General features: G+C 44.7%; 13 protein-coding genes. 5 read left to right on the top strand and 8 right to left on the bottom strand.

The genetic code is table 11. The annotated features are described in order from the left end of the window. Window positions 1-953 (top strand): B12-binding domain-containing radical SAM protein (locus IQ235_RS06635; RefSeq protein WP_264320702.1); only part of this gene is annotated, 953 nt, incomplete at its 5' end. Between the two features lie 1,212 nt (window positions 954-2,165). Here IQ235_RS06635 and IQ235_RS06630 read toward each other — a convergent pair. After that, entirely contained in the window at window positions 2,166-2,738 is a 573-nt protein-coding gene (locus IQ235_RS06630; RefSeq protein WP_264320701.1) for a 3'-5' exonuclease, read from the bottom strand. A 160-nt stretch (window positions 2,739-2,898) separates the two neighbouring features. Between IQ235_RS06630 and folK the strand changes: the two genes are divergently transcribed. Then, on the top strand, window positions 2,899-3,387 hold the full coding sequence (gene folK / locus IQ235_RS06625) for a 2-amino-4-hydroxy-6-hydroxymethyldihydropteridine diphosphokinase (protein ID WP_264320700.1): 489 nt from the start codon (window positions 2,899-2,901) through the stop codon (window positions 3,385-3,387). Window positions 3,388-3,702: 315 nt separating this feature from the next. Beyond that, complete coding sequence (locus IQ235_RS06620; protein ID WP_264320699.1) at window positions 3,703-4,854, top strand: MurL C-terminal domain-containing protein; 1,152 nt, start codon at window positions 3,703-3,705, stop codon at window positions 4,852-4,854. Between the two features lie 87 nt (window positions 4,855-4,941). On the opposite strand, the gene IQ235_RS06615 is transcribed toward IQ235_RS06620, so the two are convergent. The 4 genes from IQ235_RS06615 to IQ235_RS06600 all read right to left on the bottom strand — a co-directional run bounded on the left by IQ235_RS06615 (window position 4,942) and on the right by IQ235_RS06600 (window position 8,678). After that, on the bottom strand, window positions 4,942-5,901 hold the full coding sequence (locus IQ235_RS06615; RefSeq protein WP_264320698.1) for an NAD(P)/FAD-dependent oxidoreductase: 960 nt from the start codon (window positions 5,899-5,901) through the stop codon (window positions 4,942-4,944). A gap of 100 nt (window positions 5,902-6,001) precedes the next feature. Next, window positions 6,002-6,895: a dihydropteroate synthase gene (locus tag IQ235_RS06610; protein ID WP_264320697.1), complete on the bottom strand. Its 894-nt coding sequence runs from the start codon at window positions 6,893-6,895 to the stop codon at window positions 6,002-6,004. Window positions 6,896-6,954: 59 nt separating this feature from the next. After that, window positions 6,955-7,680, bottom strand: a complete 726-nt coding sequence (tmpR, locus tag IQ235_RS06605) for a bifunctional dihydropteridine reductase/dihydrofolate reductase TmpR (RefSeq protein ID WP_264320696.1) — start codon at window positions 7,678-7,680, stop codon at window positions 6,955-6,957. After that, window positions 7,674-8,678, bottom strand: a complete 1,005-nt coding sequence (locus IQ235_RS06600; RefSeq protein WP_264320695.1) for an L-histidine N(alpha)-methyltransferase — start codon at window positions 8,676-8,678, stop codon at window positions 7,674-7,676. The genes tmpR and IQ235_RS06600 overlap by 7 nt, the downstream gene beginning before the upstream one ends. Before the next feature lie 17 nt (window positions 8,679-8,695). Here IQ235_RS06600 and IQ235_RS06595 point away from each other — a divergent pair, with 17 nt between their 5' ends. Together IQ235_RS06595 and IQ235_RS06590 are read left to right on the top strand one after the other, a co-directional pair. Further along, window positions 8,696-8,959 carry a hypothetical protein gene (locus IQ235_RS06595; RefSeq protein ID WP_264320694.1) on the top strand — a complete coding sequence of 88 codons (264 nt, stop codon included), beginning with the start codon at window positions 8,696-8,698 and terminating at the stop codon, window positions 8,957-8,959. Between the two features lie 21 nt (window positions 8,960-8,980). Then, window positions 8,981-10,414 (top strand): methylglyoxal synthase, encoded by a 1,434-nt coding sequence (locus IQ235_RS06590; protein ID WP_319592552.1) that lies wholly within the window; start codon window positions 8,981-8,983, stop codon window positions 10,412-10,414. 114 nt (window positions 10,415-10,528) lie between these two features. Here the strand turns inward: IQ235_RS06590 and IQ235_RS06585 are convergent, their stop codons facing one another. The 3 genes from IQ235_RS06585 to IQ235_RS06575 form a co-directional block, all read right to left on the bottom strand. Next, entirely contained in the window at window positions 10,529-11,548 is a 1,020-nt protein-coding gene (locus IQ235_RS06585) for a photosynthesis system II assembly factor Ycf48 (protein WP_264320693.1), read from the bottom strand. Between the two features lie 85 nt (window positions 11,549-11,633). Further along, on the bottom strand, window positions 11,634-12,014 hold the full coding sequence (locus tag IQ235_RS06580) for a rubredoxin (protein WP_264320692.1): 381 nt from the start codon (window positions 12,012-12,014) through the stop codon (window positions 11,634-11,636). A gap of 118 nt (window positions 12,015-12,132) precedes the next feature. Further along, window positions 12,133-12,455, bottom strand: a 323-nt coding sequence (locus tag IQ235_RS06575) for a cysteine dioxygenase family protein (RefSeq protein WP_264320691.1), incomplete at its 5' end; no start/stop codon positions are given.

Raw genomic sequence — 12,455 nt, 5'->3', positions numbered from 1 at the left:
CTTGGCCGGATATTTATATGGTGGAAGTGGTACGTAGCTGTCCGGAGATGTGCCGCTTCTGTCTGGCAAGTTATCTGACGCTGCCATTTCGGACGGCAAGTCTGGAAGAGTCGCTAATTCCAGCGATCGAACGGGGGTTGGAAGTGAGCGAGCGCATCGGCTTGCTGGGGGCTTCAATTACCCAACATCCCCAGTTCGAGAGTTTGCTGGACTATCTAGCCCAGGATAAGTACGATGGGGTGCGCCTGAGTATTGCCTCTGTCCGCGCGAATACAGTGACGCCCAAGCTGGCGAACATTCTCAGCCGACGGGATACGCGATCGATCACCATTGCTGTAGAAAGCGGCTCCCAACGGGTGCGGCGCATTATTAATAAGAAGCTGGAAACCGACGAAATTTCCCAAGCGGCGATCGTGGCAAAGGCGGGAGGTTTGAAAGCGCTTAAACTTTACGGAATGGTTGGGATTCCAGGGGAAGAGGATCGGGACGTGGGAGACACGATCTCGATGATGAAAACCCTCAAGAAGGCGGCACCGGGTTTGCGCCTGACGTTTGGATGCAGTACCTTCGTCCCCAAATCCCACACGCCGTTTCAATGGTTTGGGGTGAACCCCGAGGCGCGCAAACGGTTGAAACGATTGGAAAAAGAATTGCGATCGAACGGGATCGATTTTCGACCGGAAAGTTACAATTGGTCGGCGATTCAAGCGCTGATTTCTCGGGGAGATCGAAGGCTGTCTCGGGTGTTGGAGTTGGTGCGGCACTACGGCGATTCCATCGGTAGTTACAAACGCGCCTTCAAAGCACTCAAGACAGAGGTGCCGGAACTCGATTTCTACGTCCACGCCAATTATTCCCCAGAACAAGTCTTACCTTGGCATCACATTGATGGTCCCCTTCCCGTGGCAACGCTACAAAAGCACCTGGCGGATGCAAGGCAATATTTTCGCTAGCAGATACCCGAACCCGATCGCACCTCCGATGTTCATCCCTCTTATTCAATATTCTCGAACAGCGCTTCTCGATAATAACTGCACTTAAAAATTGAATTTAAATGAAAAATAAACAAGGGGTATCGATCGGATTTTTTCTATTTTTCGATTGTGAAAGTAGATTTTAGATCGCAATCGAAAAATAGGATAAATATATCTATCCTATTTTTCAAGTGTAAAAGCTTTTGGATAACGATCTCTATCCTGGCTTTTTACAAAAGTTAAACTTTTTCTTTCCCGAATCCATCAATTTTTGGCTGGATTAGATTCTATAGCTTTTCTGAATCTTATCGATGAAAGCTAAACTTAACTCACATCTTGAGTTACCCAAAAACTGAAACGGAGTTACATGATGCAAAAAGCAAAAACAACCGAAATGTTCGTCGAACTGAGCGAAAAAGAAGCAGAAACTGTTAATGGTGCTTCCTGCTACGACTACTACTATCCGCAGTATAATTCTTATCAAGATTGTGGCTACGGATACCGTCAATCCAGCTATGACTACAGCAAGTCTAGCTACAGTTATGGCTCTAGTTCAGGATGCTACTAAAAAAAGCTGTGTTGCTCTATCTATTGACACTCGTTAGTTTGTTATCGATCGAGTAACAGCAATCTCCCCCCCCCTTTTTCTTGACTTCTCCTAAGAATAGAGAAGAAAGTGAGATATTGGGGGGATTTTTTGTTTTTCAACAATCGTAGGTACTCGCATACTCAAAGAGAGTATATATATTAGAATAAGTTGTATTTTTCGATGTTATAAACTTTTTACCATGAAATTCAACAGTTTAAATAATCTCTCGACTTATACGTACGCGAGCAAAAAAATAATATTATAGCTATATCTATTTAGGACTAACGCGATGTGCGATTTAAATCCTGACACTCTCGATTTTCCGTTCCGAGTGACTAGAATCTCCCAATGTAGACTCGATCGAACAACGTCAGTTCAAGACCTTGGAAAACGTTGCACGAGCCGTTAAGAAGTAATGAGTAATAAGTAGTGCCTATTTAGCCTGAGTTAAACGATATCAAACCTTTTTATACATGAAAGAAGCTAAACTCCATTCGTCTTTCAAACTTTTTATTTTAAGTCTAGATCTAACTGATTGCTGATGACTTGAAACTGATGACTTGTGAAGCGTCTTTTGTATTCTAACTCCCGAGGCTCCTGTGTTAGATGTTAGCAATCGTTTCGATACCGAAAATATAGGGCAGTAATTTAGCGATATTGCGAGCATCGTCAATTCCCCGATGATGGGTTCCCTCTAAGGAAATTCCCGCTAATTCTAAGGCTTGAGCCATACCGTAACGCTTTTTGAAACCTTGGTTGGTACTAAAAAACTTCTTGAGATTAATATGCACGCTGGCGATGGGGTAGGAAATGTCGTGAAATTTGCTATCCTGCTCGAATTGTTTGCGATCGTAATCTCCCCAAGAACCGAAGAGGAAATTGGGATATCGAGCCAGCCAGCTTTGTAAATGCTTTGCCGCCTCTGGATAGGTGGGTGCACGATCGACTTGTGCCTGGGAAATCGAAGTCAGTTGTCGGCAAAATTCCGTGAGTTGGGGATTGAGCGTGGGCTTGACAAAAGTTTGAAACTCATCTACTGGGGTTAGGTTTTGAGTTTCAACCATCACCGCACCCATTTCGATAATCTCCATTTGGTTTCGAGAAATCGTTTTTCGATCGCAACAGGTGGCTTCAAGATCGAGCACCATCAAGTAATCGTAATGCTTTAAGTTCATCTAATTTTCCTTTGACTTTCAAACTTAGTTTTAGGTTGCTCGGACGATCGTCTTTGTTACCTAAATTCCTGTAAAATCAATGCAGAAGATACGATAATTTCTTTTAAGCTGACGAGCAAAAATTGATAGCTACAAACAATTTGTTATGATACAGTACACGATGAGCGCGATCGCGCTTGGCAGTAATCTGGGAGATTCCCGCGCGACCCTTGAATCTGCTCTCCAGACTCTCGATGGCACCCCTAACATTACTGTAATAAAGCGCTCGAGTTGGTACAAAACTGCGCCCGTCGGTCCATCGCAACCTGACTACCTGAATGGCTGCGCTCTAGTGAAAGTGCAGCTAAATCCTCAAGAATTATTAACAACTCTACTAGATATTGAAGACAAATTTAACCGAGTCCGTCAAGAACGTTGGGGACCGCGAACGCTAGATTTAGATGTTCTATTATTTAGCGATTTAATTCTCGAAACACCCAACCTTCAAATTCCTCATCCGAGAATGACCCAAAGAGCTTTTGTTTTAGTGCCATTGGCTGAAATTGCCCCAGACTGGATCGAGCCAGTTTCTGGAAAAGCGATCGATCGACTTGTGGAAACTGTCGATCGATCTGGAGTCAAAAAGTTCGAGATTGGAGAAAAGAAGTAGAGTATCGATTTCTATGAATTGCAGTTGATTTCATCCGTAACTTCATGGATGAAGAGTAAAGATAATAATTGTAATCTGAATATGAGCTTAACAGAAGCATTCAAGAGTCGATATCACGAGTCGCGGATGAAATTCATGGCGACGGGAAACTCCCCAACTTGCTCGGTCATTTACTCTAAAGCACCTTACTGGAGAAGTAACCGACTGATTTTTCCATTTTCGATCGACCGTTGGGAGCATTTTTACTACATTGACTTTCCGTCCGAATTAAAGAATACAGAGGCCACTCAAACCGCTGTTTTAGTAGGAATAGCGATGGCTGAAATTTATCGCCTCTGTGAAATTTGTACTCCACAGAGAGTAGAAGTTCCTTGGTATAGCTGTGTTCGATGGGAATCCGATTGGTGGAATGAAGATATTTACTGGTATCTTCAGCAAAAGTTTTATTTAGAAAAGTGGGACTGGGAGAGCATTCCTAAAGTCAATTTTTCGACCGATCCTATCGACAAAATTTCGTTTCCATCCGTCAACGATACCTATTTGCTTGCAGTCAGTGGTGGGAAAGAAAGCACTTTTGCCTTTGAGTGGATGCAGCAAGCTGACCTTCCCATGGAAGCATTTACCTTACACAATGCTGGAGGAATATTAGGGAATAATTGGTTGCATAAGTTTCCTGTATTCGATCGTATTAGGACTCAAACCAAATTATGGGAAATACAAGCTCATCCCCAGGAAGATCCATCCCAACATTTTGCCTATCGGGGAGTTCGTAACGATCCAACTATCACCAATGCACTGTTCGTGATGATGGTCATTGCAATGCAGCAGGGTCATCGGTTTCTTGTTTTAGCCAATGATAAAAGTTCGAATGAATCTAATGTTACCTATCGCGGGCGCGATGTTAACCATCAAAGTGCCAAAGGAACAGCTTATATCCAACGTTTTAACCAATTTTTAGAGCGCAAAGGTTTCCCCTTTAGATATATTAGTATTTGCGAAGAAGCTTATTCAATTGCCACAGTCGATCGGCTTTCGATTTGGAACAAGTCTATTTTGAAAGATCTGACTTCGTGCAATGAAGCGCAGTGGACTACGGGAAACGATCGATGGTGTTGTAACTGCCCGAAATGTGCCTTTTCTTATGCTTTAATCGAGTCCGCAACCGATTCTGATTTTGCAGTTCAGGTGGTGGGAGAAGACTTATTTAGTCTCGAAACACTAGAGAATACTTGGATAAGTCTTTCAGACTCAAACTATGAAAAGCCATTTGAATGTGTTGGAGAACAGCATGAAACTTTAATGGCTTTAGCAAAATGCAAACAGCAGCGCTTGAAAAACGGTGAGTTTTTAGGTTTTCTCGATCGAATTCCCAATCTTGATTTTGATGACTCTTTACTCAAAGTATCTGCACCTCGAAATATCCCGCAGCCACATCAAGACAAACTCAATTCAGTTTTAACTCGGTAGGTATTGCTGAATCATGCTTGTGGCAACATGAGAAGAATAGCTCTCGATACGATCGTCATCAGAGTCACTTTTTTCAATCGAGCAAAACTAAACATCGCATCGCAAATCCTCTTCTATCGATCTCGCTGCAATGGCACCGTGAGCGACAGCCGTTGCCACACAAGGGTCTCGGGGATTTGTGACATCTCCAGCCGCGTAAACATTGGGGATAGATGTACGCAAAAATCGATCTGTTGCTATATAGCCTCTAGAGTCGAGTTCCACAGAACCGATACTTCCTTCCTCAAATAGTTGGAGTATCTCTTCTATATTTGGCAAAAAGCCCATCCGAAAAAATATACGATCGACGAGTAGCTCTTGTTTCGCATTATTTTTTTCTTGAAAAGTAATATAAATCTTATCTTCTTGAATATTAAATTGATGAATATTTATATGTTTGTATAAGGTTATTTTACCCGCTTCGATATACTCTAAAACTTTTTGTTGATTCATCCCGAACCCTCGCAGTTGGGAGCGAACGAACAAGTGAATATGTTTCGCTCGCTCAGCGAGCATTATAGCCGTTCCCAATCCGTTATCGCCTCCTCCGACGATCGCAACGGTTTGTCCGTAATTCATCGGAATAATGCCCGGATTAAAGCACACATGGTTAGACGATCTGAGCTGCTGACTTCCTGAAATGGATTCGATCGTTTCGTATCTTTTAAATCTTTGACCGGTCGCAATCACGATCGCATCTGCGGTAATATCCTGTTCACCCGTGAAAAGCCGAAATTTCTCTTCATAAATAATACGGTCTAGCGTCGAATTCACAAGAGTAGAAAGCAGTTCGACTTCCATATGTCGGCGAAATTCTTGGGCTAGCTCTTTTCCCGTTTTTCCAGAAATTCCTAAATACCATTTATTGTGAAATGGGTTAATATTTTGCAAACCTCCAAGCTGTTTGCTCTTTTCGATAATAACTGGGTGAAAACCGAGGTGTTTTAACCAAAGAGCACAAGACATTCCAGCGGAACCACCGCCAATAATCGCAATAACTTTATTCACTGCGCTAAATTTTTTGATATCGTCTCAGTCGTCGTTTTTTTGAAGTTAGTTCCTTACCCTATTTTGAGCGCACTTTCGCTCAACGCACTTCTTAGAATACTTATGAACTAAAAATACTCATTGTATCTAAAACAGCTTTAGTTCTAGCAACTTCATGCGTTCGCAACAAATCTGTTTTTCCTAATGCCGCTAAAACCGCAAAAAAAGGTTCGGCACTACGAACTTCTTCGCCAAAACATTCAAAAGCGTGAGGCAGAGCGTGACAAACGGGAAATCCTAGTTTTCGGAATCGAAATGTATTCAAAAACGTTTTCATTTGGTAGTTAATGCGTTGGGAACTATCGGCTAGATTTTTGTAATAAAAACCTAAGCCCGCATCAACAAAAATTTTGCGAACGCCTAATTTAGTTGCCATTTCAATTTCTCGGGCAAAATACTCGTACATTAACTGAGCTGGATCTTCTGAGAAGTTAAAGTCGCTCACTTCACGAACATTTTCACCTTGAACGTAACAGATAATGACTCCGGCATCAAATTCGGAAATGATTCGATAGATTTCTTTAGTTCCTGCGGTTCCGGTTAAATTAATGACATTGGCTCCCGCTTTCAAGCATTCTCGAACTACATCGGGATAATAAGTCTCAATCGAGGTTAAAACACCGGCTTTATTGAGTTCTTTGAGAACGGGTAAAATTTGGCTGTTTTGCTGAACGTCTTCAACTCTTTGTGCGTTGGCTAAAGTAGATTCTGCTCCAATATCAACGAAATCCGCACCTTGAGCATCTAGCACTATACCGCGACGAATTGCCTGTTCTGCATTTAAACAGACGCTTTCTCGATACCAAGAATCTGCGGAAAGATTAACAACCCCTAAAATCGCCTTTTCAGAGTTGAAATTAAATTTTTTCTCACCAATAGTAAATTCTTCGACTTTTGCATCAAGAGAATCTCGATACTTTTCGTGTAGTTCGTAAATATCTTCAATCTGTAGCATATTTGACTCCTCGAGACGATCGACTAACCACAATATTCAAATATCGAATTAAAAAATAATCACAAAAACCAACCTCCCGAAACTTCTAAAACTTGCCCGGTAATATATTCAGCTTCGGGATTAACGAAAAACCACACCGCTCGCGCGATTTCTTGAAGAGTAGCAGGACGTTTTAGAGGTAACGTTTCCGAAATTTCTTCAACATCGAAAGAATTCTCAGCAATTCCAGGAGAAATAATATTGGCTGTAATTCGCTCTTGAATGAGTTCTTTCGCCAGAGACTTTGTATAAATAATAATGCCTGTTTTTGCGATAATGTAAGGTGTATTGACCCGACGAGCAATTAAATTCTGAGCGCTGGCACAAGCAAAATTAATAATTCTTCCATTTCCAGCTTTTTTCAAGTGAGGAATTGCAGAACGCGTTACGTAAAATGTGGTATTGAGATTAGAATTTATCATCTCGTGCCAATCTCTAATCGAAACTGTGCTGGTTACATTTTCTTCCTCAGAATAGTTGCCGACCGTATTGACAAGAACTGACAGCCCTCCCAACCCATCTACCGCATTTTCAACTAAAGACTTTGCCCGATCGCCATTCGTAATATCGGCTTGCAAGGCTATGGCTTTGACCCCATAAGTTTGGGCTTCCTGACAAGCTTCATTAGCTGCATCTTCACTGCGGTTGTAGTGAACTGCAATATCAAATCCCTTACTTGCTAGATCGAGAGCGATCGCTCGTCCCAGTCCCTTTGCCGAGCCGGTCACTAGTGCTTTCTTTACCATGTTTTAGTTCCTTCTTTACAACAAAGGTAAACCCCTTCTTGTTGAGTTTTATCTTCCCAAGATTCTACCACTTTAATGCCATAGCAACCGAGAATTTTTTGGATTTTTGTTGTCGTGTAGCGATAGGAAAAAAACAATCGTATCCGAGTTCCAGCTTGCCACTGAACTTGGCGATCGTCTAATTTGAATTCTATCTCCCGTTCGACTTCAAAATAAAAGGCAATTCTTGAGATTTCCAATTGGGTTTCATCTGGCTCGATTTCAACTGAAATTTTCCCTCGATCGATATCGACACCAGCATCGATTAAGATCGTTATCAGCCAATCTCTCGTTAGTTCGTTATCATACTGCGGTAAAATTTTGTTGATTCCCTGCAAGTAATTGCTGCCCGGCGCTAAATTTGCACTAAACAGTAAAATATCTTCTCCATTGAGAAACTCGCTTAAAATGGGGAGTATTCGATCGGGGTAGAAATTGGGAATCATTCCGAAAAACGTAATTATTTTCTGTCGTTTTTCTTCTTCTCGATCGATAATTTGAATCAGATCGCGAGCGGAACGCAAATTGCAAACAATGGGTTTAACTAAAGACTGTGGAGCGACTTTTTCCATGGCTCGAGCCGAAATTAAAGCTAAAGATAAGCTCACATCCACTGGATAGCAAGTTATATCTCTTTCCTGCTTTAATAAATTAGACAAAAGGCGACTATCTTTTTCTCCTCCTCCACATCCTAAAGCAATCAGTTGTAACTGCGACTGGTTGTCTAAGTGGTTTGTCGTTGCTTCAAAGCAGCGTTCGTAAGTTTGAATGCAATCTTGATTGCCACTGGCTGGAGAATAAGCCTGGTGAATTTTCAACCACTTTTGACTTTGCTTAACGCTATCGTAATGAAATCGATTATCAATTTCTCGATCGAAAAATCCATCTAAATAATTTTGATACACGCAATCGGGAAATTGGCTGGGATGAATGTAAACCGTTGCCAAAGAACTAGACATAATAAGTTACCGTGCGAATGAAGACGCTTAACGTTTTCCTTTCCGACACAATTGTCAGCATTCAGCTGTGCGCCATCGGCGATGAGCGCTTCAGAGGCGATCTTGATTTTTCCGTTTTTCCACAGATCGGCTGGCTCGATACCATCAAAACGAGCGCCCATCTCGTTACCACCGCACAATCGCTGACGGTCGTTTGTGAAGCGATTCCTCGGGAGTATCGCCGAACGCTTACACACAATACTCCTTTTTGGCTAACCTTTTCTACTCGATTAGCTCTCTAATGCAACCCACCAATCTCGCGAATGTCCACCGTGAGATATAAAATCGAACAACAGGCTCTCGCCGGTAGGTTAGTCTCGATCGACAAATTCGAGCATAATTTGGGCGAAGTCATTCTTGACGGGAGAATATTGACGATGGCTGCGACGATCGCGCTGATTGCTCACGATGGCAAAAAAGACGCAATGGTGAATTTTGCGAAGAAACACCGCCCCCTTTTGAACCGCTATCGTCTAATTGCCACCCAAACCACCGCAGAACGCCTTCAACTCGAAATAGACCAGCCTATCGAGCAGATGCTTTCGGGTACCATGGGTGGCGATTTCCAAATTGCGGCCAAAGTCATTGAGGGTGAGATCTCCGCCGTAATTTTTCTAGTGGATCTTCTCGCAACACCGAGCGAACCCGGACTCCAAGCACTCCAGCGCGCCTGTATACTTCACGACGTTCCCCTTGCCCTCAATCTATCCACTGCCGAGGCGATCGCCGATTCTCTACGCCTTGCTCGGATCGCACACCTCATTTTCAATCCCGTATCCGGTCAAGGCAATGCGGAAGAAGATCTCAAAATTATCAAACAACAGCTCGAACCGGCTATGACGTTGAGGGTTCATTTCACCACTCTAGAAATCGGACCGGAACAGTTGACTCAAAAAGCCATGGAGGCTCGTGCAGACTTGATTATCGCCTCTGGGGGAGATGGAACTGTCTCTGCGGTGGCCGACGCGCTCATCGGCACGGACGTACCGCTCGGTATTATTCCCCGAGGCACCGCCAATGCGTTCGCCGTGGCGTTGGGGATTCCTTCCCGGTTGACCCCCATTCGCAGCGCCTGTCAGGTGATTTTAAATGGGAATACTCGAAAAGTGGATGCGGCTCGTTGCAACGGGTTGCCGATGATTTTGCTCGCCGGAATCGGCTTCGAGGCGGAAATGGTGGAAAAAGCCGATCGCGAGGCGAAAAACCGCTGGGGGGCACTGGCCTACATTATGGCGGGATTTCAGCAGTTTAACGAGCAGGAGTTGTTTGAAACCGAAATTGAGGTAGAAGGAGTGGTGAAGAAGTTTCACGCCGCAGCCGTCACTATTGCCAATGCCGCGCCCCCTTCCTCGGTGATGGCTCAGGGTGCCGGAGAAGCGATCGCCCACGATGGTTTGCTCGATGTCACGATTGTTGCCCCCAAAACCGACTTACAGGCGATCTCGGCCCTGGCGAATTTAGTCGGAGCTGCTTTGCTCAAAACGCCGACGAATCGAGAGGAAATCATCAGCTTGCAAACCAAACGGGTGAAAGTGATGACGAATCCACCGCAAAAAGTGGTGCTGGATGGAGAAAACATCGGCACGACTCCGGTGGAAATTGAGTGCGTTCCGGGGGGATTAACCACGATCGCACCGCCGGCAAAGAATAACCCGAATCGGGAAACCGGGAATGAATTGCCGGAGTTGGGGAAGTAACTGGAGTTTAGACAAAATAGCCCTAAAAGATAGTACTAGAACCATCGCCCAAACGGAACCCGCACTCGCCAGATGGCGAGTGCGGGAATTGAGTTGAGTCAGTACGATCGCGCTTTAAGCCGCTTGAGAATTACCTTGATATCGCAGCATCGTACCCCGTTGACCCAGAATAAATCCCAGTTCTGGAGAAACGAACTTGACGCGGTTGAAATTCGAGGGAACGCTCTCCAACTCCGCGTCTTTAAGCCAAGTTCGACCGCCATCCAAACTACAAACAACGTTACCGCTACCGCCGACGACCCAAAGTTCTTCAGACGTTCGGTAGGCTAAATCGAGCAATCCCAAACTATTCTTGCGCTCTGGATAAATTGGCTCTTGCCATTGCGGTTCTTGCGCTGGCTCGGTTGGGTCGAGATCGCTAAATTGAACCATTCCTCCCCGACCGAGAGTCCATAATTCACCTTCGGGACTAAATCCCATATTTTGCAAGCGGCGAGAACTTTCACGGTTGTAGGGTGTCCAATTGGGGGAACCGGGTTTCCAAACTGAATAGAAGTTACCTCGGGCCGAAACCGCAACATATCCACCATCTCGGGCGCGAGAAATATTCCGCAATATTCCCACAGCACCCTGAACCATGGCTTTCCAAGTTTTTCCCCCATCTCGAGTGCGGTAAATTGCGCCAACGTTCGTCGTCATTTCTGCCGATTGCGACCCCAGAGCAAAAATGCTACTGGGATTTCCCGGTAGCTTTTCACTCAAAGGAACGCGGAACCAGGAGTCGCCACCATCTTCGGTATGCAGTAGAACAGAAGGGATGCCGACGATCCAACCCTCATCCCCGGAAAAACTCACGGAGTCGAAGCGAATCTTTTCATCGCCAAAATCTAACTCGCGAGGTTCCCAGGTGAAGCCGCCATCTGTGGTTTGTAAAAGGGTGGCATTGGAACCCACACTCCAACCTCGTTGCAAATCATCGGTAAATGCAATGTCCGAGATTGTCTCTTCTGTCGGCAGCGAAAGAATTTCCCACGGATTTTCGTCTAAGGTCGGTGCAGTGCGACAACCCACGCACAAAAATATAGCCGCAAGCAAAACGGCGAGTTGTTTGAAGCGATTCACAATAGCATTCATGGGGTTGGATTCGATCTGTGGCAATGGATAGATTAACAATAATTTGAGTCGGTTCGACCCAGGGCGATGCCCCTGCGTAAGTTTCTTAATTCAAGCCGTAAAAGCTCAGCATCACGATCCCGGCCAAGGCCAAACCCCCAAAAATTAATAGGCTTTTTTGCGAGGAGGTCATCGTGTTGACACCGAAGCCATAGCCGTAGTTTGCTTTAAACCCCGCGTCATTACCGGCAGGCCCGATATTGGCAAACACATTTTTCCGAGCACCGCAAACCGGACAGCGCCAGGTAACGGGTAAATCTTTAAAGGGAGTTCTGGCTAAAATGCCTCCCACGCTATCGCCTTTTAGCGGTTCGTAGACATAGCCACACGGAGAGCACTCATACCGATCGAGCGGTTCGGTCACATCGGAAGTACTTTCTGTGGTACTGGCTTGGGAGTCTGGCTCCGGAACGTTTGGGGTTTCCATTATTTGAGGCTAATAATGAGTCGAGAAAGGTAAAAAGTATCAATCTTAAAATTTCTGTAAAATATTATGACACAACCGAGTTCATCTTCATCAAAAGCCCTCTGATTCGCCCCGTGGCTCAAAACTGCGTGGCTCGATGGGCGATCGGATCGAACTGAAGCCGTTGAGTGTAGTCGGCTTTGCCGTACAGATTGAAGGAAACGGTCGGTTCGTCTCCCATAGCTTCGATGGAATGAATCGCATCGGGTAAAAAGCTGATGGTTTGTCCCGGTTCTAGAATTCGATCGCCGATTCGTTCGATGCGATCGGGATACTCGGAATCGGGAGATCGCCGCCAAAAGGTATTCTTCTCTCGTCCTTGCAGAAGTGCCACCAGTCCCCAACCGGCATGATTGTGAATGGGAGAGACTTGACCCGGCATCAACGCCACCACCTGCACAG

It is taken from the genome of Zarconia navalis LEGE 11467 (assembly GCF_015207075.1).
Taxonomy (GTDB): Bacteria; Cyanobacteriota; Cyanobacteriia; order Cyanobacteriales; family Geitlerinemataceae; genus Zarconia; species Zarconia navalis.
This window is presented reverse-complemented; position numbering and strand designations above follow the sequence as displayed.